The organism is Aeromonas sp. S11(2024), from assembly GCF_041402345.1.
In the GTDB taxonomy this organism is placed as follows: domain Bacteria; phylum Pseudomonadota; class Gammaproteobacteria; order Enterobacterales; family Aeromonadaceae; genus Aeromonas; species Aeromonas veronii.
Window position 1 is genome coordinate 1 of sequence record NZ_JBGLRC010000008.1, and the last position, 23038, is coordinate 23038.

Annotated in this window: 20 protein-coding genes, 1 tRNA gene and 1 pseudogene; 8 read left to right on the forward strand and 14 right to left on the reverse strand. The window is 58.7% G+C overall.

Going from position 1 to position 23038, the window contains the following annotated elements; translation table 11 throughout:
- Positions 1 to 571 (forward strand): IS3 family transposase (locus ACB040_RS08895; protein WP_371154523.1); only part of this gene is annotated, 571 nt, incomplete at its 5' end.
- A gap of 7 nt (positions 572 to 578) precedes the next feature.
- Here ACB040_RS08895 and ACB040_RS08900 read toward each other — a convergent pair.
- Positions 579 to 860, reverse strand: a pseudogene (locus ACB040_RS08900) (transposase); the annotation flags it as partial.
- Between the two features lie 129 nt (positions 861 to 989).
- Positions 990 to 1781 (reverse strand): ABC transporter substrate-binding protein, encoded by a 792-nt coding sequence (locus ACB040_RS08905; protein ID WP_005334089.1) that lies wholly within the window; start codon positions 1779 to 1781, stop codon positions 990 to 992.
- A gap of 169 nt (positions 1782 to 1950) precedes the next feature.
- On the opposite strand from ACB040_RS08905, the gene ACB040_RS08910 reads away from it, so the two are divergent.
- Entirely contained in the window at positions 1951 to 2790 is an 840-nt protein-coding gene (locus ACB040_RS08910; protein ID WP_371154521.1) for a sterol desaturase family protein, read from the forward strand.
- Positions 2791 to 2885: 95 nt separating this feature from the next.
- Here the strand turns inward: ACB040_RS08910 and ACB040_RS08915 are convergent, their stop codons facing one another.
- The 9 genes from ACB040_RS08915 to tadA all read right to left on the reverse strand — a co-directional run bounded on the left by ACB040_RS08915 (position 2886) and on the right by tadA (position 13995).
- On the reverse strand, positions 2886 to 4301 hold the full coding sequence (locus tag ACB040_RS08915) for a basic amino acid/polyamine antiporter (protein ID WP_338771545.1): 1416 nt from the start codon (positions 4299 to 4301) through the stop codon (positions 2886 to 2888).
- 9 nt (positions 4302 to 4310) lie between these two features.
- Complete coding sequence (locus ACB040_RS08920; protein WP_371154518.1) at positions 4311 to 5213, reverse strand: homocysteine S-methyltransferase family protein; 903 nt, start codon at positions 5211 to 5213, stop codon at positions 4311 to 4313.
- Between the two features lie 293 nt (positions 5214 to 5506).
- Positions 5507 to 6049 carry a hypothetical protein gene (locus tag ACB040_RS08925; protein ID WP_069555291.1) on the reverse strand — a complete coding sequence of 181 codons (543 nt, stop codon included), beginning with the start codon at positions 6047 to 6049 and terminating at the stop codon, positions 5507 to 5509.
- Positions 6050 to 6068: 19 nt separating this feature from the next.
- Positions 6069 to 7388, reverse strand: coding sequence for a hemolysin family protein (locus tag ACB040_RS08930; protein ID WP_201990378.1), 1320 nt, complete (start codon positions 7386 to 7388; stop codon positions 6069 to 6071).
- A 190-nt stretch (positions 7389 to 7578) separates the two neighbouring features.
- On the reverse strand, positions 7579 to 8289 hold the full coding sequence (gene phoU, locus ACB040_RS08935; protein WP_005334097.1) for a phosphate signaling complex protein PhoU: 711 nt from the start codon (positions 8287 to 8289) through the stop codon (positions 7579 to 7581).
- Positions 8290 to 8374: 85 nt separating this feature from the next.
- Positions 8375 to 9193: a phosphate ABC transporter ATP-binding protein PstB gene (gene pstB / locus ACB040_RS08940; protein WP_005334102.1), complete on the reverse strand. Its 819-nt coding sequence runs from the start codon at positions 9191 to 9193 to the stop codon at positions 8375 to 8377.
- A 133-nt stretch (positions 9194 to 9326) separates the two neighbouring features.
- Positions 9327 to 10976 (reverse strand): phosphate ABC transporter permease PstA, encoded by a 1650-nt coding sequence (gene pstA, locus ACB040_RS08945; protein ID WP_371154515.1) that lies wholly within the window; start codon positions 10974 to 10976, stop codon positions 9327 to 9329.
- Positions 10977 to 11008: 32 nt separating this feature from the next.
- The gene (locus tag ACB040_RS08950; RefSeq protein ID WP_371154513.1) at positions 11009 to 13246 is read right to left on the reverse strand and encodes a phosphate ABC transporter permease; all 2238 of its coding nucleotides are present in this window, start codon (positions 13244 to 13246) and stop codon (positions 11009 to 11011) included.
- Between the two features lie 203 nt (positions 13247 to 13449).
- Entirely contained in the window at positions 13450 to 13995 is a 546-nt protein-coding gene (gene tadA / locus ACB040_RS08955; RefSeq protein ID WP_371154511.1) for a tRNA adenosine(34) deaminase TadA, read from the reverse strand.
- A 249-nt stretch (positions 13996 to 14244) separates the two neighbouring features.
- Between tadA and ACB040_RS08960 the strand changes: the two genes are divergently transcribed.
- The 4 genes from ACB040_RS08960 (at position 14245) to aceA (ending at position 18367) form a co-directional block, all read left to right on the forward strand.
- Positions 14245 to 14321, forward strand: a tRNA-Pro gene (locus ACB040_RS08960).
- A gap of 223 nt (positions 14322 to 14544) precedes the next feature.
- The gene (locus tag ACB040_RS08965) at positions 14545 to 14685 is read left to right on the forward strand and encodes a hypothetical protein (RefSeq protein WP_005334106.1); all 141 of its coding nucleotides are present in this window, start codon (positions 14545 to 14547) and stop codon (positions 14683 to 14685) included.
- Positions 14686 to 15372: 687 nt separating this feature from the next.
- Positions 15373 to 16980, forward strand: a complete 1608-nt coding sequence (gene aceB / locus ACB040_RS08970) for a malate synthase A (RefSeq protein WP_371154509.1) — start codon at positions 15373 to 15375, stop codon at positions 16978 to 16980.
- Positions 16981 to 17053: 73 nt separating this feature from the next.
- Positions 17054 to 18367: an isocitrate lyase gene (gene aceA / locus ACB040_RS08975; protein ID WP_005344572.1), complete on the forward strand. Its 1314-nt coding sequence runs from the start codon at positions 17054 to 17056 to the stop codon at positions 18365 to 18367.
- A gap of 107 nt (positions 18368 to 18474) precedes the next feature.
- On the opposite strand, the gene hda is transcribed toward aceA, so the two are convergent.
- The 3 genes from hda to upp all read right to left on the reverse strand — a co-directional run bounded on the left by hda (position 18475) and on the right by upp (position 21075).
- Positions 18475 to 19176 (reverse strand): DnaA inactivator Hda, encoded by a 702-nt coding sequence (gene hda, locus ACB040_RS08980; RefSeq protein ID WP_021231044.1) that lies wholly within the window; start codon positions 19174 to 19176, stop codon positions 18475 to 18477.
- Positions 19177 to 19278: 102 nt separating this feature from the next.
- Positions 19279 to 20298, reverse strand: coding sequence for a DUF2066 domain-containing protein (locus ACB040_RS08985; RefSeq protein ID WP_338771562.1), 1020 nt, complete (start codon positions 20296 to 20298; stop codon positions 19279 to 19281).
- A gap of 150 nt (positions 20299 to 20448) precedes the next feature.
- Positions 20449 to 21075: a uracil phosphoribosyltransferase gene (gene upp, locus ACB040_RS08990; RefSeq protein ID WP_005334115.1), complete on the reverse strand. Its 627-nt coding sequence runs from the start codon at positions 21073 to 21075 to the stop codon at positions 20449 to 20451.
- A gap of 176 nt (positions 21076 to 21251) precedes the next feature.
- Between upp and purM the strand changes: the two genes are divergently transcribed.
- Positions 21252 to 22289, forward strand: a complete 1038-nt coding sequence (purM, locus tag ACB040_RS08995; protein ID WP_371154505.1) for a phosphoribosylformylglycinamidine cyclo-ligase — start codon at positions 21252 to 21254, stop codon at positions 22287 to 22289.
- Positions 22290 to 22321: 32 nt separating this feature from the next.
- Complete coding sequence (gene purN, locus ACB040_RS09000; protein WP_371154503.1) at positions 22322 to 22960, forward strand: phosphoribosylglycinamide formyltransferase; 639 nt, start codon at positions 22322 to 22324, stop codon at positions 22958 to 22960.
- The last annotated feature ends 78 nt before the right edge of the window (positions 22961 to 23038 follow it).

Below are 23038 nucleotides of genomic sequence, written 5' to 3' on the forward strand. Positions count from 1 at the left end.
CTATAAGGTGGCACAGTCTGAACGACCGGACATACCCAATCTGCTGGCCCGCGAATTTGATGTCCAGCAACCCAATCAGGTGTGGTGTGGCGATATCACCTACGTCTGGGCCGGTGGTCGCTGGCATTACCTGGCAGCGGTGCTTGACCTGCACACTCGGCGGGTCGTGGGCTGGGCGATGTCTGATAAGCCTGATGCAGAGCTGGCCATCAAAGCACTGGAGATGGCCTATCAGCAGCGGGGTTGCCCATCCGGTGTGCTGTTTCACTCCGATCAGGGCTGCCAATATGGCAGCCGGGCATTTCGGCAACGACTGTGGTGCTATCGCATGACCCAGAGTATGAGTCGGCGTGGCAACTGCTGGGATAACGCCCCGATGGAGCGATTGTTCAGAAGCCTGAAGTCAGAGTGGCTCCCGGCTCTGGGATATATGAGCTTGCGAGAGGCGAAGCGGGATATCAGTTACTACCTGATGGATTACTACAACTGGCGGCGTCCACATCAACACAATAACGGGATACCGCCAGCAAAAGCCGAAGAACGGCCTAACCAAGTGTCCGGATTTAGTTGACCACTACAGTGACTCCTGAGCAAAGTACGCGGCGACCATTTTATGATGTCGCGCTCCATGTTGGCTTGTGCGAGAGCGTTGCGTAGCCGGGCCACTTCAGCCTCCAGCTCGGCGACAGAACGCGGGCCGATGTATCATTTCCTCCTTTGGCTACGACCACCCAGTTGCTCAGTGTGCCCTTGGCTATACACAACCTTCTGGCGGCTTCAGCTTGGCCAAGGCCTTGCTCCAACACCAGTCGAACCGACTCTGCCCGAAACTCTGGTGAATTGTGTTCTCTCGATTTCATTCAATACCCCCGATTGTCTCATCGTAACAATCGGAACTGTCTGTGAAAATCAGGATACCTCAGCTCTCTTTTTGTGCATCACGCTGAGCAGGCTTAACCCAGCTGAACCCGAGTGCCCATCTCATCGGCTCAGCGCGGGGACTTTCCCAGATAGCGCTCCACGATCACTTTCACCCCGTCACGTTTTTTGAGCTGATAGAGCTCCTTGTCAAACTGGTCGATAAAGGCCTGTTTGTAGGGGTACTCCCCCTTGCGGCTGTATCCGAGAAACCCCTGCTCCTTGCTGAGCACCGGACCCTGTTTGAGCAGGGACATATCGGCCACCGCCAGCTGATCGGCCTTTATCATGTTGAGCAACTCATAGAGCAGGGAGAGACGATCATTGATGGTGCAATCGACCCTGCCGCGGACAATCTTGAGCAGGTTCTCCCGATTGCTTTTCACCTCCTCCACGTCGATCTGCTTCTCTTTTACTGCCTGCCAAAAGGCATCGCCACCGACGGCAAAACCGGCGTTCATGCCAAAGCGTAAACCATGATAATCGAGCGGAAACCTGGCCTGCGGGGTATTGGCCGCCACACTGGCGCCGCACATCACCACCAACTCTTCATCCAGCATCGGCTGGGAGTAGGGCCACATATAAGGGCGGGTATCGGGCATATAGTAGGGTGGAAAAATGGCGAAGGCGGTCCCCTGTTCCACCATGCTCAGACCGCGCCGCCACGGCATAGGCTTGAGCACCACCTCATAGTCAGGCATGGCAGAGGTCACCTCGCGGATGATGTCGGCATAGATCCCCCTGACCTCCTCCCCTTCCTGCCAGGAGTAGGGGGGATAGGCGGCATCCGCCAGGATCTCGACCCGGGTCTTGGCATGCGCCATCATGCACAACCCCAGTAACAAGCAACACCAGACGCGCATAAGCCAGCACCTCCTGAAAAAGCCTGCATCAAGCATAGCCATCCAGCGCGCCTTCCTCTGCTGGCGCGCCATATTTCATGCCATCTCTTCGTTGGCTGAAAAAATGTTAATGAAATACTAAAACCATCCTTTATGCTGGAGAGCAATTGCTCTGAATGGATGGCCGCATATGGATGTGCAACTGCTTTTGCTCTACCTCTCCCCGGTTTTTCTGGCCTTTATCGGCTGGGAGATGCTCTACCTGCGCAAACATGGCGCGGCCTTTCCAACCGCCACCTACCAGTGGCGGGATCTGTTCGCCAACGCAGCCCTGGCCCTGATGCACCAAGGGGGCGATGCGCTGGCGGCCATCGCCATTGCTTATCTGTATGACACCCTCTGGGGCTGGCGACTGTTCGACATCGACCTCACCTTCTGGAGCGTATTGCTGCTCTTCCTGTTGCAGGATCTTTGTTACTGGCTGTTCCACTTCACCAGCCACCATGTTCGCTGGCTGTGGGCCTCCCACGTGGTGCACCACAGCTCGGAGCGGCTCAATCTCTCCACCGCCTTTCGCCAGAGCCTGATGTATCCCATCTCCGGCATGTGGCTGTTCTGGATCCCGATGATTGTCATCGGCTTCCCGCCCGAGGCGGTGGTCGCCACCGTGCTATTGAGTCTGGGCTTCCAGTTTTTCGTCCACACCCAGGTGGTGGACAAGCTCGGCTGGCTTGAGTGGATCTTCAACACCCCCTCCCACCACAGGGTGCACCACGCCAGCAATGCCAAGTACATAGACCGCAACTTCGCCGGGGTGCTGATCATCTGGGATCGGCTGTTTGGTACCTTTGTCGAGGAGGATCCGGCCGAGCCGTGTCGCTTTGGCATCACCAAGCCGATCCACAGCTTCAACCCCCTCACTCTCACCTTCCATGAGTGGCGCGACATGCTACGTGATGCTCGTGGCCTGCCCTGGCGACAAAAGCTCGCCGTGCTGTTTGGCAAACCGGCCGGACCTGCCAGCCGCTGAGCCTTCGCCCCGAATCGCAACTCCCGGATAGCAAGTCCCTGATAACAAGAGAGCGCCACAGTGGCGCTCTCTTATGGTCAGTCACATCTTCGATGTCAGAGATGGGCGAACGACCAGACGGCGGGGATCAGGCTCAGCAAGGTCACTCCGGCCAACAGCCGTTCGCGACCACTCAGACAAAGATCTGTGCCCAGCTGACGACGGCTGTAGAGAAACAGCAGCAGACCCGGCCCGTAGAGCAGTAAGGAGAGCAGCAGATACTCAACCCCGGCAGCATAGAGCAGCCAGAAACCGTAACAACTCGATACCAGTGCCACCGCCCGCATCAGACCGCGGCCCTGCCCGCCCTCACCCTTCTTGCTGAACGAGAGCTTGAGCAAGAACAGACCGATCAGCAGGTAGGGCACCAAAATCATCGAGGTAGAGATAAGCAGCAGACTGGTGTAGCCCTTGCCGAGCAGCCACACCAGCAGCAGGCAAGTCTGCACCGTCAGGCTGGTGAGCCAGAGCGAGGCGATAGGCGTCCCATTGCGGTTCTGGCGCCGGAAGATGGCGGGAAATGCACCGTGGCGGGCTGCGCTGAACGGCACCTCCGCCGAGAAGAGGGTCCAGCTCACGTAGGAGGCAAGCACCGAGACGATCAGGCCGACGCTGATGAGCAGCTTGCCCCAGGAGCCGGTCATCTGGGCCATCAGCCCCGCCATGGAGGGGTTGGGCAGCGCCGCCAGCTCGGGCCGACTCAATATTCCGAGCGCCAGCACCGAGATAAGCACATAGAGCAGCAGCGCCAGCACCACGCCGAGCACAGTGGCCGTGCCCACATCCCGCCGGTTTCGGGCGCGGGCCGACAGCACCGCTGCCCCCTCGATACCGGTGAAGACCCAGAGAGTGATCAGCATGGTATTGCGCACCTGCTCGGAGACCGGCACCGCCAGGGTGCTGCCCTGCTGATCCGCCGCGAAGGTGACCGGATCGAACCAGTAGCAGGCGAACAGGATAAACAGCAGCAGCGGCAGGCTCTTGGCCAGGGTCGCCACCAGATTGAACAGCGCCGCCTGCTGCACGCCGCGGGCCACCAGCAGGTGCACCGCCCAGAGGATGCAGGACTCGCCGACAAACGCTGCCAGAGTGTTGCCCTCACCAAACCAGACCTGCTCGGGGGTATCGATAAAACTGCCCAGCGCCGCAAAGGCAATGACCAGATAACCCACCACGCCGATGGTGGCACAGAGCCAATAACCCCAGGCGGAGAAGAAGCCCACCAGATCGCCAAAACCGGCGCGGGCATAGCTGTAGATGCCGCCGTCGAGATCGGGCCTGAGTCGCGACAGATAGAGAAAACTCATGGCGAGCGCCAGGATGCCCACCCCCGTCACGCCCCAGCCGATCAGCACAGCGCGCGCCCCCGCCACCTCGGCCATGTTCTGGGGCAGGCTGAAAATCCCCGCCCCCACCATGGAGCTGAATACCAGCGCGGTGAGGGACCAGAGCCCAATCTTGTTCTCTTTCATGGGTGCTCCTTAGCGCAACCGGCTGCTCAGCGCCTGAATATGCTCGGGGCCGATACCGCAGCAACCGCCGATCAAGTTCGCCCCGGCCCCGCGCCAGCGCTCGGCCCAGCCGAGATAATCCAGCGGCCCCAGATCGGCGCGGATCTCGTCCAGTCCGTCGTTGGCGGTGGCCTCTTTGGGCTGCGGCGGGAAAGCGTTGGCATAGGCTCCGAGGCGGATGTCGCTGCGACCCTCTGCCTGCAACGCAGCACTTGCCACCTTGAGCGCTCCCTCGATCACCTCGGGCTGACAGCAGTTGAACAGGATGGCATCGACCCCGGCCGCCACTAACGTGGTCACCGCATCAGCCACCTGCTCGCCGGAACGCAGTCGCGGTTCGTTGCCCGGCGCCTCATCTTCCAGCGTGAAGGAGACCCAGAACGGCTTGCCATCGTCAGGCAACAGCGCTTTCAGGGCCAGTGGCTCGGCAATCAGGCTCATGGTCTCGGCCAACCAGATATCCACATAAGGGGATAGCGCCCGGATAAGCGGCGTCGCCAGCTCGCTCACCCGGTCCACCTTGAACAGGTCGGCACGGTAGGAGCCAAACAACGGTGGCAGAGAACCCGCCACCTGCACGGCGCCCTTCTGCGCGTCAGCCACCTCACGGGCCAGCTGACCAGCCAGTGCTGCCAACCCCTCCCCGTCGGCAAAGAAACGCTCATCGCCGATATGAAACGGCACCAGCGCATAGCTGTTGGTGGTGATGACCCGAGCTCCGCTCGCCACATAGGCCTGATGCACATCACGCACCGTCTCTGGCGCCTCCATCAAGGCCAGCGCCGACCACTCGGGTTGACGAAACGGTGCCCCCCGCCGTGCCAACTCGCGCCCCATGCCCCCATCCAGCACCCACAATTCCCTGGTTTTCATCTGTCGTGTCTCTTTGTTATATGCGTTGTTTATTTGCGTATTTATCTGTTTGTTTTGTTGATCTGCGGTTTCGCATCGAATCGCTGCAGATCGTCCCGCTTCATCTTGGGGAGCCCTTTTATTATGCAGCCATAAAAACATATGGATGTTTAGATGGCCAAGGCAAGATAAAACAAAGTGCCACGGGCGGCAATCAGTATCAGCAGAAATCAGCGTGCAAACGGCGAGGCAAACGCAGAAATGCAAGAGGCCACCCGAAGGTGGCCTCATCACTATCTTGATCCGCTGGCGACTTAACGCCCGGCCAGCACTCGCTTGATCTGTTTGACCCAGTCGGAGACCCGACCCTGCTGCGGCAAACCGCGCCAGATCTGCTCCCACTGGGCAGGGCTGAGCGGACGACCGAGACGACGCTGCACACCCGCATAGAGGTAGTCATGGGCCGTGGTGGCCGCATGCTCGGAGGTGAGGAATTTGGAGACCGGATCGGTCAACCGCACATCCCGCATGCCGAGCAGCGGATAGTCATTGTGCACCGCCGCCAGCATGGTCTCGCGCATGGCGGACTCGATGTAGCCACGGGCAAACAGGGCGGTCACCGACTCCAGCGACCCCTGATCCGGGCCATGATACTGCTCATCAAAGACCGGGCTCGGCTCGGCCATGCCGCTTTGTACCACCGCATCGGGATCCGGCTGCGGCACGACCACGGCAGGCTTGGGGGCAACCGGCTTGGCTGCCACTGTGGCTTTGCGCGGCGCACTCTGACTACAGGCACCCAGTGCCAGGGCGAGCGCGACACAGGCCAGCGCACGGGAATGAGACTGCATCTTCATGACTCTTATGTCGCTCCTTTTACGATTCCTGAGCTAGCTTCTCGGCCACAGCCGGTTCGACCCGGGTAACCAGCAGCTGATCAATCTTGTAACTGTCGATATCGACCACTTCGAACTTGTAACCGGCGTATTTGACCGAGTCAGTGCGCTTGGGGATCTTGCGCAGCATATACATGATAAAGCCGGCGATGGTCTCGTAGTTCTGGTTCTCGGGGAACTCTTCGATATCGAAGGCGCGCATCACGTCGGAGATGGGGGTGACCCCGTCCACCAGCCAGGAGTTCTCGTCGCGCTGGACGATCTGCTCTTCCACCACGTGGGTGGCCCACTCGCCCATGACGGTACTCATCAGGTCGTTCATGGTGACAATCCCCACCACCAACGCGTACTCGTTCATCACCACGGCAAAGTCGCCACGATGATTCTTGAAGTACTCCATCGCCTCATAGAGGTTCAAGGTATCGGGGATGATGATGACGTTCTGCACCAGGTTGCCACCGATAAGGTCGATGCTCTGGCCGCCGATAACGCGGATCAGCAGCTCTTTTGCATCGACAAAGCCCTTGATGCTGTCGAGGTTGTGGTCACAGACCAGAAACTTGTTGTGGGGATGTTCGGCGATCTTCGCCTTGATGCTCTCTTCACTCTCTTGCAGGGTGAAGTAGATGAGGCTCTCGCGGGCCGTCATGGCAGAGGTGACACCAAGGGACTGCAACTCGAACACGTTCTCGATGAGCTGATGCTCCTCGCGCTGGATAACCCCCGCCTCGGCACCGGCATCCATCACCGCATAGATATCGTCGGAGGTGATCTCGTCGTTGCGCACCGTGGAGACGCGCATCAGACGGAACAGGGAGTTCGCCAATCCGTTGAAGACCCACACCAGCGGCATCAACACGGTGACGAAGAAGAGCATGGGGCGTACCACCACCACGGCAATCTGCTCGGGCATGGTCATGGCCAGACGCTTGGGCATCAGATCGGCGATCAGGATAAACATGCCGGTGACGAACACGAAGGAGGCACCGGAGCTGATCTCGCCAAGCCAGGGCCCTTGGTAGAACTGGGAGACAATCCCCTTGATGGCGGGGTTGAGGGCAGACTCACCCAGGATACCGCCCAGAATGGCGACGGTATTGAGGCCAATCTGCACCACGGTGAAAAAGTTGCCCGGCTGGGCCTGCAGGGCCAGCACCTTTTCGGCCTGGCGATTACCTTCATCCGCCATCACCTGCAATTTGATTTTGCGAGACGCGGCGAGAGAGATCTCGGAGAGGGAGAAGAACACACTGCCGCCAACCAGCAGCATTAAAAAGAACAAACTATCGGCAAAACTCATGATTAACCTATTGCTACACCCGCCTTAGCACAAGACGGCAAACTGGGCCCGGGAGACCGGACCGTGAGCCCATCCGGGACTCACACAGGGGGAGTATTCTATCAGAAAACAGCCAGTTGGGGGCTTTATCTTACTCCGACCAGTTATGCAACAAAAAAGGCGCTTCACGCGCCTTTTTATTCACTTCCGGTTAGCCCTTGCCCAGCAGGGTGCCCAGATCGTCCGCCTTGGTATGGCGCACATCCTTGCCTTTCACGTAGTAGACGATGTACTCGCAGATGTGCTGGCAACGATCGCCGACCCGCTCGATGGCTCGCGCCGCCCACAGCACGTTGAGCACCTGGGGGATGGTGCGGGGATCTTCCATCATATAGGTCATCAGCTCGCGGATGATGGACTCGTACTCCCGGTCTACCTTGTCATCTTCTTTGTAGACCGCCAGCGCCGCATCCAGATCCATGCGGGCGAAGGCGTCGAGCACATCGTGCAGCATCTTGATGGTACGACGGCCCATGTTCTCCAGCGACACCAGCGGCGGCTGCGGCTTGTTGGCGTTGTCGGTCAGCATGCGGGCGATCTTGTCGGCCACGTCGCCAATGCGCTCCAGATCGGTGATGGTCTTGATGATGGCCATCACCAGTCGCAGGTCGGAGGCAGTCGGCTGACGCTTGGCGATGATGCGGGTGCACTCCTCATCGATCGCCACTTCCATCGCGTTGACCTTGTGGTCGTTGGCCACGATTTTACGCGCCGCATCGAGATCCTGATCGTGGATCGCCGCGATGGCGTCGGTGAGTTGCTGCTCTACCAGACCGCCCATCACCAGCACCTGGTTGCGCACGCTCTCTAGCTCGGCATTGAACTGACCGGAGATGTGTTTATTGAGGTTCATATTGTCCATACAAATAATCCTTGATTGCTCCGATTATGCCTTAGCCGTTGAACCGACTGCCAATCTGTTTGCTGAGATTCATCCTCTCCTCTCCTTAGCCGTAACGACCGGTAATGTAATCTTCGGTCTTTTTCTTGGCCGGGGTGGTGAAAATGGTGTTGGTATCCGAGTACTCGATAAGCTCGCCCATATACATGAAGGCGGTCTGATCCGATACACGCGCAGCCTGTTGCATGTTGTGGGTCACGATCACCACGGTGAACTGGCTCTTGAGCTCGTTGATCAGCTCCTCGATGGTGAGGGTGGAGATGGGGTCGAGCGCCGAGGTCGGTTCATCGAGCAGCAACACTTCCGGCTCGATGGCAATGGCGCGGGCAATCACCAGACGCTGCTGCTGACCACCGGAGAGACCGAAGGCGTTGTCATGCAGACGATCCTTCACCTCGTCCCACAGGGCCGCACCGCGCAGGGAGCGCTCGGCCGCTTCATCCAGAGTGCGACGATCGTTGATCCCCTGCAGGCGCAGACCATAGACCACGTTCTCGTAGATGGACTTGGGGAACGGGTTCGGGCGCTGGAACACCATGCCCACCTGACGGCGCAGGGCGGAAACATCGACGCTCTTGTCATAGATGTTGTGGCCGTGCAGCTGGATTTCCCCCTCGATGCGGCAGATCTCCACCAGATCGTTCATCCGGTTGATGCAGCGCAGCAGGGTCGATTTGCCACAGCCTGACGGGCCGATAAAGGCGGTCACCTGCCCTTTGGGGATCTTCATGTTGACGTTGAACAGCGCCTGCTTGCTGCCGTAGTACAGGTTGAGATCCTTCACCTCCAGCGCGGTCTGCTCCGGGGTCAGGTTGAGCAGGTCCAGCGCGGTGTGCTGGGTAGACGTGGTCGTTACGTTGATCATCTGTTACCTCAAAATCAATCTGGAGTGGCCGGACTGCTGCCGGCGCCCCTCACGTATTGGTGCAGAGAGATGGCGGCTCGCGCTCGGCCGCCCCTCTGTTATCTCACTCTTGTATCACTCATGCGGCGCCGGATTAATGCTCCAGCGACCGGAATTTCTCGCGCAAGTGGTTACGAATACCGATAGCCGTCAGGTTCAGGCCCACGATCACCGTCACCAGCAGGAAGGAGGTGGCGTAGACCAGCGGGCGGGCCGCCTCGACGTTGGGGCTCTGGAAGCCGACGTCATAGATGTGGAAGCCCAGGTGCATGAACTTGCGCTCCACATGCAGATACGGGAAGTTGCCATCCATCGGCAGGGTCGGCGCCAGTTTCACCACCCCTACCAGCATCAGCGGCGCCACTTCACCGGCTGCACGGGCAATCGCCAGAATAAGGCCGGTCATGATGGCCGGGCTCGCCATCGGCAGCACAATGCGCCACAGGGTCTCGGCCTGGGTCGCGCCCAGTGCCAGCGAGCCCTGACGGATGGTGCTCGGGATCCGCGCCAGCCCCTCTTCGGTGGAGACAATCACCACCGGCAGGGTCAGGATAGCCAGGGTCAGCGCCGACCAGATCACGCCGGGTGAACCAAAGGTGGGGCTCGGCAGCGCTTCCGGGTAGAACAGCTGGTCTAACGAACCGCCGAGTGTGTAGACGAAGAAGCCCAGACCAAACACGCCGTAGACGATGGAGGGCACGCCCGCCAGATTGATCACCGCGATACGGATGATCTTGGTCAGGCTGTTCTTGCCCGCATATTCGTGCAGGTAGACTGCCGCAACCACCCCCAGCGGGGTCACGATGATCGCCATCAGGAACACCATGAACACAGTACCGAAGATGGCCGGGAACACCCCGCCCTCGGTGTTGGCTTCACGGGGATCGTCAGAGACGAACTTGCCGATCTGGTGGAACCAGTGACCCACCTTGGCCAGCAGGCTCATGTCGTTGGGCCATACCACATCCAGTACCTTGGACATCGGCATGATCACCAGCTCGCCACGCATATCCTTGACGGTGATGGCATCGCGATCGGCCTGACTGCGCAGGGAGAAGAGCTCTTTTTCCAGCACCTGATAACGATCGTTGAGGGCCTGACGCTCGCTGGCCAGCTCGGCTTTGAGCTGATCGGTCAGCTTGTCATCCAGCTCGGCCTTGCGCTCTTTCAGGCGCAGCCGCTCCAGTTGATAGTTGATGCTACCGATGTCCCCTTTTTGCAGATCGTTGGCCTGTTCTGAAAGGGCATTGGCTCGCGCCAGCACCCGCTGCAGGGCAGGATGCAGATCAGAGGTGAGCTCGCGACCATCCTCTTTCACCCCGACGATATAGCCATAGAAGTTGCCGTTGGTGGCACGCTCAACCATGGCCAGCTCGGCTGGCTGGCTCTGGGACTTGATGTCCGTCTCCAGCACCCAGCGAAAATCGAGGTCAACGAACTCGCGGTTGCCGGTCTTGACCAGATAGCGGGTCAGCAGCTCGCGCTCTTCCCCTTCCAGCGCCAGACCTGCAGCGCGCAGTCGCTCCACCGGTACCTGCTCGCGATCGTTGATCTCGCCGATCAGTACGCTCTTGTTGCCGCTGGCGTCTTCCAGCTGCCACTCATAGATGGGGTGCGGCCAGAAGTAGACCAGACCACGCCAGCCGATCAGCAGCAGCAGACCCAGTACCGCCACCAGACTCAGGCTGACGGCACCGCCGGTCATCCAGATCCAGGGGGCCCCTGATTTAAACCACTTACCCATTGTCGATTCCTTGTCCATTACAGAGTCGCCCCTTACATCGAGCTGTATTTTTCACGCAACCGCTGACGGACAAACTCGGCCAGGGTGTTGAACAAAAAGGTGAACACAAACAGGACGAAGGCCGCGAGGAACAGCACCCGATAGTGGGAGCTGCCCACTTCCGATTCCGGCATCTCCACCGCGATGTTGGCGGCGAGGGTGCGCAGCCCCTGGAACATGGAGAAGTCCATGATGGGGGTGTTGCCGGTAGCCATCAGCACGATCATGGTCTCGCCCACGGCGCGGCCAAGGCCCATCATCACCGCAGAGAAGATGCCCGGGCTGGCGGTGAGGATCACCACCCGGCTCAGGGTCTGCCACGGAGTGGCCCCCAGCGCCAGCGAGCCCTGGGTCAGGTGCTTGGGCACCGAGAAGACCGCATCTTCAGCGATGGAGAAGATGGTGGGGATGACCGCAAAGCCCATGGCGATACCAACCACCAGCGAGTTGCGCTGGTCAAACTTGATGCCCATTTCGTGAGTCAGCCAGATACGCGAATCGCCGTGCATAAAAGCATTCTCGATGAGCGGGCTCAGGGCGAAGGCCCCCCAGCCAATCAGTAGCAGCACCGGGATCAGCAGGATGGCGTGCCACCCCTCCGGCAGCCAGGACTTGCCGCGCTCCGGCAGATAGTTCCAGAGCAATGCAGTCAGCAGCATCCCCATCGGCAGCAATATCAGCAGCAGGATCACCCCGGGCAAGGCACCCTCGATGATGGGCGCCAGCCACAGACCCGCCAGGAAGCCCAGGATAACGGTCGGCAGCGCTGCCATGATCTCGACCGTCGGCTTGACGTATTTGCGCAGCCCCGCCGACATGAAGTAGGCGGTATAGATGGCACCGGCCACGCCGAGCGGCACAGCAAACACCATGGCGTAGAAAGAGGCCTTCAGAGTACCGAATACCAGTGGCACTAGGCTCAGCTTGGCTTCAAAGTCGTTGCTGGCGGAGGTGGATTGCCACACATACTGGGGCTCCGGATACCCTTCGTACCACACCTGTTGCCAGAGGGCAGACCAGGTCACTTCGGGGTGTTCGTTCTCCACCGAGAAGAGCTTGAAGGTATTCCCTTGCTGCATCAGCAACAGGTTGTGACGGGGGGAGATGGCCAGAGCAGAGAGTTCGCCCCCTTCCACCGTCTCGGTCAGCAGCTTGGTCTCGCCGGTGGCGTGGAAGAAGCTGATGATGCCATCCTTGTCGGCACTGATGAAGCCTTTGCGAAAGTGCTCGGGAGTCAGCAGATCTACCGCACCATCACCCTTGAAGTCACGAATTTGGGTGAACTGGCGTTTGCCATCCTTCGCCACTTCGAACCACTGGGAAATCACGCCGTTGTCATTACCCACCAGCAGTGAAGAGGCGCCGGAGAGCAGCTGAACCCGGGTCACATTGGCGTTGGGGGCATTGATCTCCAACACGTTGCGCAGGGAGATTTCGCTCAGGTTATGAATGTCATAGACGGAGAGGCGATTACCCTCGCGCACGAACAGGATCCGCAGATTAGGGGTCAGCAACATCTGATCCACATGGCGCGGCAGGGAGGGAATCGTGTAGTTTTCACTGCTCCACTCAATCTCCCCGGAGATAAAGTTCTCCTCACCGCTCATCACCGTCATCACGCCACGACCATCTTCGGTCACGGCGGCGGTCGCCATCTTCTCCTTGGTGGCTTCGAACACCATCAGTTGCAGTGCCTTCCCTTGCGGGTCGATCACCACAGGCTCTTCGCCGAAGGGATATTGCAGGCTGGGTTCAATCACCCTCACATCGTTGGGATAGGAGACCTTGAACGCTGGCTGGACAACCAGTGCCTTGCCATCGGCAAAGCCGTAGGCAATCAGCTTTTGGCCCGGCGCCGGCGTTGTGGCCGTGCTGATGTCGCCAGCAACCTGGGCTTGGCCCAGTGACTGGCCAACCTTGATCTTGTCATCTCCTTGTAGCGCGAAGAAGTTGACCTGACCTTTATCGCTGAAGCGATAGCCGATCTCGTTCTGCTCTTCCATGCCGAGCCAGGCTGTCTTCCCTGCGACGGGCAGGGTAAACGAGGTGGCCGGCTCCATGGAGGCGCCATTGAAGATGGGTTTCACCACATAGAGCAGATAAAAGAAGATTAGCAGCAGCGCCACCAGTACCAGGGCTCCGCCTGTGGTGACGCCATATTTGGCCAATTTATCCTTGATCCGGCGTTTTCTACTGCCCGCCATGACCAGGTTTAACGATTCCGATGACATGCAAGACCTCAATGTAAGCTAGGCTTCGCGGCATTATATGGCGGTTGCATGACAGTTTTGTTACATCGGAACCGCTTTAACAGCGGTTGTTAACGGAAAAAACGCGGGGATTATGTCGAAGGAAGGCGAACACAACACACTGTTTATAAAGTGATATTTATGAAGGCAATCAGCAAGGGCAGCCTGTGCTGCCCCCGAATGATTCAGGAAAGGGTATCGTTTGATTGTTGCAGCGCCAGTTTGGCTGCCTTTTTCTCGGCACGGCGGCGCTTGAAGAAGGCCGACAACTTGGCCGAGCAAGCATCGGCCAGCACGCCGCCGGTCAGCTCGACTCTATGATTGTGGCGCGGGTCCTGCAAGATCTCGAACACCGACCCCGCGGCACCGGTCTTGAGATCTCGGGCGCCGTAAACCACCCGCTTGACCCGGCTATGGATCAGCGCACCGGCACACATACAGCAGGGCTCCAGCGTCACATAAAGAGTGGTGTCGAGCAGGCGGTAGTTCGCCAGCTGCTTGCCCGCCGCCCGGATTGCCATCACCTCGGCATGGGCACAGGCATCGTGTTCGCTGATGGAGCGGTTCCACCCCTCTCCCACCACCTGACCATCCAGCACCAGTACGGCACCGACCGGGATCTCGCCAATCCCTTCGGCCCGGGCGGCCAATGCCATGGCATGGCGCATCCACTGTTCGTCCTGCTCGGTCTGACTCGGTATTTCTGGGACCTCTGATGGTTTCACGCCCATCCCCTCTTTATATTGTTCAATTGTGCTGTTTACATTCCAGCTATCCATACCTGTCAGATGAATCCATAGATAGCAGGCATGATAGCTCGCGGTGACAGGGCGGCGATTATGCCAAATCTGCACGTCAGACCCAAGCCGCATCCCGACTGAGCAATAAAGAAGCAATCGGCATCTCTATGATAAAAAAGGAGTTGCACCCGTTTGGTCATGCTATTAGACTTCTTTCCCGTCAGCCGAGTCTGACTCCGTCGGTGTGTAGCGCAGCCAGGTAGCGCATCTGCATGGGGTGTAGAGGGTCGGAGGTTCGAATCCTCTCACACCGACCATTTTCCCCGAGAATAGCCCAGTCAAACGACTGGGCTATTTTTTTGCCTCCGATTTATCCTCCTGACGATGCCTACCTATCAAGCACAAAAAACATTCAGAACCACTTGAATCTTTTTGCCGAACTCATTAAGATGTGCAACTTTCCGCCGGTAGACAACACAGGGAGGTGGAAACACGAGTGAAGGGATCACTGTCCGGCTTGCGTGCAGCACAGGACCAGGCATGAACCAAAACACCGATTTCGCACCCGCCATTACGCTTTATTCCGTTCCTCACGACACCCCTTGCCACACCGAAAGCGAAAATGAACAGGTCATCCAGCTGGATGTGATCGATCTTGCCGAACCGGATGATGACTATTGAGCCCGGCCAGATGGCCGCTCATCACCAGCACATCGTCTGTTCAACTCTCTCCGTTTCAGGCCCTTGGCGAGAAATCTGCAAAAAACGACAAACTGCTAATTTTATCAAGGATGGCAGTATTATTGACTGATGTATCTCCCCCTTTCCTCCCCGGCATACCCCCCGACAACTGATACAAACCTACGTTATTGCGCTTCACTTTCCATCGTTGCAACCACTGGTGCCAACAGAGCCTGCATCACCACGCCAAGTTTAAAACGCGCGTTCACCATTCAGGTCTAGCAATAGCAAAACATTCATTGCCACATTCAAACGCACTTTATACGGCTGTTTTGGCAAAGCCTGGAGTTAGGTCGGGATTTGTTTTTGCATTTGTAATTTTATTACGTAATAAGTTACAAAATGAGGGGCAGGGTAACGGCCCAAATTAGCCGTTGTCAGATGGGAAAAAGCAGGAGCATAACCATCTGCGTAGAGCTTTTATACCAACCCAATAAAGCAATAAAAAACATCAACTTAACTATATCCAAAAAACAGGTGTTTAAAAAAAACTGTTGACGTACTCAACAATATTTCGCACCTTATCAATCGTGTTACCCCGTTGTTGCGGGAACGTTTCAGGAACAGGGATTCGACTTTAGTCGTAGTTAGTAAGTTCAAAATGTAATTCTCAAAGGAGTGAAACTTATGTCGGCACCGGCTCAGACCCACTGCAGCGCCCGCCTTCGCATCCAGGGCGAGATGCTGCCCGAATACGCGCAAATTCTGACGCCGGACGCGGTGGCTCTGGTCTCCGAACTGGTGGAACGTTTTGCTCCCCAAAGAGGGGAATTGCTGAAACAACGTGTGGCACGCCAGGCCCGTATCGATGGCGGCGAGCTGCCGGACTTCCTGCCGGAAACCGCCCACATCCGTGAAGGTGACTGGACCATTCGCGGCATTCCCGCCGACCTGCAAGACCGCCGTGTGGAGATCACCGGCCCGGTCGAGCGCAAGATGGTGATCAACGCCCTCAACGCCAACGTCAAGGTGTTCATGGCGGACTTCGAGGACTCACTGGCTCCCGCCTGGAATAAGGTGATCGAGGGTCAAATCAACCTGCGTGATGCGGTCAACGGCACCATCTCTTACACCAGTCCGGAAGGAAAGGCCTATACCCTGAACGCCAATCCGGCCGTCCTCATCTGCCGGGTACGCGGTCTGCACCTGCCGGAAAAACATGTCACCTTCGATGGCGAGCCCATTCCCGGAGGCCTGTTCGATTTTGCCCTCTATTTCCTGCACAACTATCAGGCGCTGCTGGCCAAAGGCTCGGGCCCCTATTTCTACGTGCCCAAGTTGCAGAGCCATCTGGAAGGGCGCTGGTGGAGCGAAGTGTTCGCCTGGACCGAGGACAAGTTCGGTCTGCCCCGCGGCACCATCAAAGCCACCGTGCTGATCGAAACCCTGCCGGCCGTATTCGAGATGGATGAGCTGCTCTATCAAATGAAGGATCACATCGTCGCGCTGAACTGCGGCCGCTGGGACTACATTTTCAGCTATATCAAAACCTTGAAGAACCATCCGGACCGGGTACTGCCTGATCGTCAGGTGGTAACCATGGACAAGCCGTTCCTCTCCGCCTACTCGCGGCTGCTGATCAAGACCTGTCACAAGCGCGGTGCGCTGGCGATGGGTGGCATGGCCGCCTTTATTCCGGCCAAGGACGCTGCCGTCAACGAGCAGGTCTTCGCCAAGGTCAAGGCCGACAAGGAGCGCGAAGCCAACAACGGCCACGACGGTACCTGGGTCGCCCACCCTGGTCTGGCCGACACCGCCATGGCGGTGTTCAACGCCACCATTGCGGCTGGTGCCAAGAACCAGATCGGCATGCTGCGCGAGCAGGATGCCCCCATCACCGCCGCCGACCTGCTGGCACCCTGTGAGGGCGAGCGCACCGAGGCGGGGATGCGCACCAATATCCGGGTTGCCCTGCAATATCTGGAGGCCTGGATCAACGGCAACGGCTGCGTGCCCATCTACGGTCTGATGGAAGATGCCGCCACCGCCGAGATCTCCCGCACCTCCATCTGGCAGTGGATCCGCCACGGCAAAAGCCTCGCCAACGGCAAGGTGGTGACCAAGGCGCTGTTCCGCCAGATGCTGGCCGAGGAGCTGGAGGTAGTCAAAGCCGAGGTGGGCACAGCACGCTGGCAGGCAGGACGCTTTGCCGAGGCAAGCGAACTGATGGAAGAGATCACCTGCGCCGATACCCTGATCGATTTTCTGACGCTGCCCGGTTACGAGCGGCTCTGAATCACGGGCCCCCAGCGGGGCTCGCCAATAACAAGTCAATGGAAACGTGAAATCAATGAAAGAGGGAACTGATATGGCACTGACCCGTGAGCAACAGATCCAGGCTATCGAGAAAGACTGGGCGGAAAACCCCCGCTGGAAAGGGATCAAGCGCGGCTACAGCGCCGAAGACGTGGTGAATCTGCGCGGCAGCTTGCAGCCGGTGCACACCCTGGCCCAGCGTGGTGCCGACAAGCTGTGGGGTCTGATCCACGGCGACGCCAAGAAAGGCTACGTCAACTGCCTCGGCGCCCTGACCGGTGGTCAGGCGGTGCAGCAGGCCAAGGCGGGGATCGAGGCGATCTACCTCTCCGGCTGGCAGGTGGCGGCAGACAACAACTTGTCCTCCACCATGTATCCGGATCAGTCCCTCTACCCGGCCAACTCGGTACCGTCCGTGGTGGAGCGCATCAACAACTCCTTCGCCCGTGCCGACCAGATCCAGTGGGCCAACAAGGTTGGGCCGCAGGATGAGGGCTTTATCGACTACTTCCTGCCGATCGTGGCCGATGCGGAAGCCGGTTTCGGCGGCGTGCTGAACGCCTTCGAACTGATGAAGGGGATGATTGAAGCGGGCGCCGCAGGCGTGCACTTCGAGGATCAGCTCGCTTCCGTCAAGAAGTGCGGTCATATGGGCGGCAAGGTGCTGGTACCGACTCAGGAAGCGGTGCAGAAGCTGGTTGCTGCCCGTCTGGCAGCCGATGTGTGCGGCACCACCACCCTGGTGATCGCCCGTACCGACGCCAACGCCGCTGACCTGTTGACCACCGACGCCGACCCGTACGATGCAGACTTCCTGACTGGCGAGCGCACTGCCGAAGGGTTCTACAAGGTACGTGCCGGTATCGATCAGGCCATCGCTCGCGGTCTGGCTTACGCACCCTACGCAGACATGGTGTGGTGTGAAACCGCCAAGCCGGATCTGGACGAAGCGCGTAAATTTGCCGAAGCAATCAAGGCCAAGTTCCCGGATCGCATCCTGGCCTACAACTGCTCCCCGAGCTTCAACTGGAAGAAGAATCTGGACGATGCCACCATCGCCCGCTTCCAGCAGGAGCTCTCCGACATGGGCTACAAGTACCAGTTCATCACCCTCGCGGGTATCCACAACATGTGGTTCCACATGTACGAGCTGGCCTACCAGTACGCCCGTGGCGAAGGGATGAAGCACTACGTCGAGATGGTGCAGGAGCCGGAATTTGCCGCCGCCAGCCGTGGCTACACCTTCGTGGCACACCAGCAGGAGGTCGGTACCGGTTACTTCGACAAGGTGACTACCGTCATTCAGGGTGGCCAATCCTCGGTCACCGCGCTGACCGGTTCCACCGAAGAAGATCAGTTCCACTGATAGGCAGAGCTGTCTTGAAATAGCAAAACCCCGGCCTGAAGCCGGGGTTTCTTTTTATCTGTAATTCAAACGAAAGTCAGGCGCACAACCGCACACAGTCGAGAGGCTCAGAGCTCGAGGATCTCTTTGACAAAGGGAATGGTCAGCTTGCGCTTGGCGCGAAATGAGGCGTTGTCGAGCTGATTGAGAGTGGTGAGCAGGGTGCGCATATCGCGGGAGAGTCGGTTGAGCAGGAAGCGGCCCACATCGATGGGCAATTTGAAGCCCCGCAGCTCGGCACGCAGCTGCAGGGCACTGAGCTTGCCTTCGTCATCCAGCTCTTCGAGATGGAAACTCACCCCCCAGTCGAGGCGCGAAGCGAGATCCGGCAGTTGCAGCCCCAGTTTGCGCGGCGCGCTGCAGCCAGTGACCACCAGCGTCCCCTCCCCCTTCTCCTGCCAGCGGTTATAGAAATCGAACAGCGCCCGCTCCCACACGGCATTGCCGGCGATCGCCTCGAGGCTGTCGAGACAGACCAGCGGCAAGCTTTCGAGAGCATCGAGCATGCTCGGATCAAGCTGTTCAAACTGATCGAGGGAGAGATAGGCCGCCGCTGCATCGCGGGCGTTGACCTCGGCACAGGTGGCGTGGAGCAGATGAGAGCGTCCGGATCCCTTGGCTCCCCAGAAATAGAGGAAAGGCGACCCCTGACCGATGGCCGCATTCTTGAGGGCGGTGATCAGATGAGCATTGGTGCCGGGATAAAAACTGACGAAGGTTTCATCATCCGGTAGTTGTACGGCTAAAGACAGTTGGGCCGGTTGCTTCACTCGTTGGGCTTTGACTGTGACATTTGTGGCTAAGTGTATCATCGCAAAGGCAGATAGAGAACCGCCCGGGCAAGCTGGGCGGTCTACAAAAGCCTTATAAAATCAGGGCTGCGACCATTGGTAACGCAAACCGCTGCCATTATCGTCAACCTTGCGCAAACGACTCTCGAGCTGCAGTGCCCGCACCAGTTCGGCCTGATCCCCTTGCAGGGTAAAGTTGAAGGTGACCTGGTCCCCCTCCAGCTTGCCGATCGCCACCTTGCTGACGTTGGCCATCCCTTGCAGCATCTTCTGCACGGCGATCATGCTGTCCACTTCGGAGAGGCCATCCACCACCAGGGTCTGGCTGGTTGCCGGACCCGAAATGCGGGCACCGTAGTTTTTCACCAGCCAGGCCGCCAGGGTATCGGCAAACCCTTGCGCCACTTCGGCCTGAGTGCCGGTGCTATTGCCACGGGTCAGCTCGGTCACTTCACCGGCCGCTTTGGGGCCGTAGAGTCCCCAATCGATGCTCCACTTGTCACCTTCTGGTGTCAGCTTGCCCAGCACCACCATCTCGGCGCCATAGCGCTGGCTTGCCTGCAAAATCGGGTCGGCAAAGCGTCCCCAGACGTCGGTGGCACTGACCGCCATGTTGTCATCGAGATCCATCAGCGGAATGCTGATGGGCAGCCCCAGCATCTGGGCCTGCTCGCGCAAGGCTTGCGCCCAACCATCGCTGGATTGATCCGCCAGCAAGCGACGCTCACCCTGATCCACCACCAGCCAGATGGCCATTTGGGGACGAGCCGGGCCAAGCAGGGCAAACTGGCTCTCGGAAACCAGGCTGTTGACCTTGTCACTCTTGAACTCGGCTTTCAGATACTTGACGGAGTCCTGATCCTGATAACCATAGCTTTTGACATAGTCGCCCGGGTCCGCCAGCGCCTTGACCACCACCGGCTGGGTGAGGATGTCACGCTTGCCGGTCACCTTGATCAGCACCTGACCCAGTGCCTGCCCCTGAGCGGCCACCATGTCACCACTGGTCGGGGCCTTGCCCTGATAGAGGTCGGTCACCTGAGCGGCCGAGGCCATGAATGACAAGCCGCAGCAGAGGGCGGTCACAACACGTTTGAACATGAACAGAGTCTCGAAATGGGAGAGTGTGCTTATGGTAGCGGCAAGGCGCATCCTGCGGCAAGGCTGGCACAAGCGGCCACAAACAGCAGAGCCGGCGATGCGCCGGCTCCGATCACCCCTTCCACATGGGAAGCGGGTCAAGGCATTAACTTATTTGGTACCGAAGATCTTGTCGCCTGCATCGCCCAGACCCGGCACGATGTAGCCTTTCTCGTTCAGCCCCTGGTCGACAGAAGCGCAATAGAGCTCTACGTCAGGGTGAGCGGCTTCCAGCGCCTTGATCCCTTCCGGCGCGGCAACCAGTACCAGCACCTTGATGGATTGGCAGCCTTTCTTCTTGAGCAGATCGATGGTGGCGATCATGGAACCACCGGTGGCCAGCATCGGATCGATGACCAGCGCCAGACGCTCTTCGATGTTGCTGACGATCTTCTCGAAATAGGGAACCGGTTGCAGGGTCTCTTCATCGCGGTAGATACCGACCACGCTGACGCGGGCGCTCGGCATGTGCTCCAGCACGCCATCCATCATGCCAAGGCCGGCACGCAGGATGGGTACGACGGTTACCTTCTTGCCTTTGATCTGGTCAACTTCTACTGGCCCATTCCAGCCATCGATGATAACCTTCTCGGTTTCGAAGTCAGAGGTCGCTTCATAGGTCAACAAACTGCCCACTTCTTTGGCCAGTTCACGGAAACGCTTGGTGCTGATATCGCCTTCACGCATCAGACCGATCTTGTGTTTGACCAGGGGGTGTTTGACTTCAACGACTTTCATTATTATCTCCTCTAACCTGCCGCAAAAAAATCGCGGAATCATACAACAAAAGCCCCCGCTTGTAGAGCATTTCCGCGCAAAAACGCGCAAACGATTTCCTTTCTGGTTTTTCACCGCCACTGTTAGAATACGCCCCGAATTTTACCCTCCACTTCTTTACATGACGGGGAATACTCGTGACTGACAAAACCTCACTGAGCTACAAGGATGCTGGCGTAGATATCGATGCCGGCAATGCACTGGTTGAACGTATCAAGGGCGTGTCAAAGCGCACTCGTCGTCCTGAAGTCCTTGGTGGTCTTGGCGGCTTTGGGGCCTTGTGTCAAATCCCTGCGGGCTACAAGGAGCCGGTACTGGTCTCCGGTACCGATGGTGTGGGCACCAAGCTGCGGCTGGCCATCGACCTGAAGAAGCACGACACCGTGGGCATCGATCTGGTGGCCATGTGCGTCAATGACCTGATCGTACAGGGCGCCGAGCCGCTGTTCTTCCTCGACTACTATGCAACCGGCAAGCTGGACGTGGACACCGCAGCCGCGGTAGTCACCGGGATCGGTGCCGGTTGCGAGCAATCAGGCTGTGCCCTGGTGGGCGGCGAGACCGCCGAGATGCCGGGTATGTATGAAGGGGAAGACTACGACATCGCCGGTTTCTGCGTCGGTGTGGTGGAGAAGAGCGAAATCATCGACGGCAGCAAGGTCGGTGAAGGGGATGCCCTGATCGCGCTGGCTGCCAGCGGCCCTCACTCCAACGGCTTCTCCCTGATCCGTAAAATTCTGGAAGTCTCCAAAGCCGACGTGCATCAGCCGCTGGGTGACCGCACCCTCGCAGATGCCTTGCTGGAGCCGACCCGCATCTATGTGAAACCTGTGCTCAAGCTCATCAAGGAGTGCGAGATCCACGCCCTCTCCCACATCACCGGCGGTGGCTTCTGGGAGAACATCCCCCGCGTATTGCCTGCCAATACTCAAGCGGTGATCGACGAGCAGAGCTGGCAGTGGCCGGCGGTGTTCAGCTGGCTGCAGCAGGCTGGCAACGTCACCCGTCACGAGATGTATCGCACCTTCAACTGTGGCGTCGGCATGATCATCGCCCTGCCTGCCAATCAGCTGGAGAAGGCGCTGACCCTGCTCAAAGCGGAAGGCGAGAACGCATGGCACATCGGTCATATCGCCAAGGCAACAGACGGTGAGGAGCAGGTCATCATTCAATGAATGATCGGATCAACGGCCAGATGACCTCCCCTATGAAACGCATCCTCGTCCTCATCTCAGGCAGCGGCAGCAACCTGCAGGCGATCCTCGACCACTGCGCTAGCGGCAAGATTGCCGGTGAAGTGGTCGGCGTTATCAGCAACAAGGCTGATGCCTATGGTCTGGTTCGCGCCAAAGAAGCGGGGGTGGCGACCTCCATTCTGGCCCAGCAGCAGTTTGCCAGCCGGGAGGAGTATGACGCCGCCCTGCTGGCGCTGATGGCAGACTATCAGCCGGATCTGGTGGTGCTGGCCGGGTTTATGCGGATATTGAGCGGCGATCTGGTGCGCCATTTCGCCGGCAGAATGATCAATATCCACCCCTCCCTGCTGCCCAAGTATCAGGGCTTGCACACTCACCAGCGCGCCATAGATGCCGGTGACAGTGAACACGGCGCCAGCGTCCACTTTGTCACCGAAGAGCTGGACGGGGGTCCTGTGATCCTGCAGGCCCGCGTGCCCATCTTTGAAGGAGACACGGCGGACGAGGTAGCGGCACGGGTACAGGCGCAGGAGCACAGCATCTACCCGCTGGTGGTACACTGGTTCTGCGAAGGCAGGCTGCAGATGGTGGACGGCGCCGTGCAACTGGATGGCACCCTGCTGGGCCCCGCTGGTTACGCCTGCGAGTAATCGCTGACAACTGTATGTCAGAAAAAACAAGGGAGGCTTAGGCCTCCCTTGTCATTTCTATCTACCACACGATGGCTT

Excerpts from the sequence above, each read along its gene's own strand:
- ACB040_RS08905 (WP_005334089.1), bottom strand. The coding sequence starts at position 1,781 with ATGCGCGTCTGGTGTTGCTTGTTACTGGGGTTGTGCATGATGGCGCAT.
- ACB040_RS08910 (WP_371154521.1), top strand. The coding sequence starts at position 1,951 with ATGGATGTGCAACTGCTTTTGCTCTACCTCTCCCCGGTTTTTCTGGCC.
- ACB040_RS08915 (WP_338771545.1), bottom strand. The coding sequence starts at position 4,301 with ATGAAAGAGAACAAGATTGGGCTCTGGTCCCTCACCGCGCTGGTATTC.
- ACB040_RS08920 (WP_371154518.1), bottom strand. The coding sequence starts at position 5,213 with ATGAAAACCAGGGAATTGTGGGTGCTGGATGGGGGCATGGGGCGCGAG.
- ACB040_RS08925 (WP_069555291.1), bottom strand. The coding sequence starts at position 6,049 with ATGAAGATGCAGTCTCATTCCCGTGCGCTGGCCTGTGTCGCGCTCGCC.
- ACB040_RS08930 (WP_201990378.1), bottom strand. The coding sequence starts at position 7,388 with ATGAGTTTTGCCGATAGTTTGTTCTTTTTAATGCTGCTGGTTGGCGGC.
- phoU (WP_005334097.1), bottom strand. The coding sequence starts at position 8,289 with ATGGACAATATGAACCTCAATAAACACATCTCCGGTCAGTTCAATGCC.
- pstB (WP_005334102.1), bottom strand. The coding sequence starts at position 9,193 with ATGATCAACGTAACGACCACGTCTACCCAGCACACCGCGCTGGACCTG.
- pstA (WP_371154515.1), bottom strand. The coding sequence starts at position 10,976 with ATGGGTAAGTGGTTTAAATCAGGGGCCCCCTGGATCTGGATGACCGGC.
- ACB040_RS08950 (WP_371154513.1), bottom strand. The coding sequence starts at position 13,246 with ATGTCATCGGAATCGTTAAACCTGGTCATGGCGGGCAGTAGAAAACGC.
- tadA (WP_371154511.1), bottom strand. The coding sequence starts at position 13,995 with ATGGGCGTGAAACCATCAGAGGTCCCAGAAATACCGAGTCAGACCGAG.
- ACB040_RS08965 (WP_005334106.1), top strand. The coding sequence starts at position 14,545 with ATGAACCAAAACACCGATTTCGCACCCGCCATTACGCTTTATTCCGTT.
- aceB (WP_371154509.1), top strand. The coding sequence starts at position 15,373 with ATGTCGGCACCGGCTCAGACCCACTGCAGCGCCCGCCTTCGCATCCAG.
- aceA (WP_005344572.1), top strand. The coding sequence starts at position 17,054 with ATGGCACTGACCCGTGAGCAACAGATCCAGGCTATCGAGAAAGACTGG.
- ACB040_RS08985 (WP_338771562.1), bottom strand. The coding sequence starts at position 20,298 with ATGTTCAAACGTGTTGTGACCGCCCTCTGCTGCGGCTTGTCATTCATG.
- upp (WP_005334115.1), bottom strand. The coding sequence starts at position 21,075 with ATGAAAGTCGTTGAAGTCAAACACCCCCTGGTCAAACACAAGATCGGT.
- purN (WP_371154503.1), top strand. The coding sequence starts at position 22,322 with ATGAAACGCATCCTCGTCCTCATCTCAGGCAGCGGCAGCAACCTGCAG.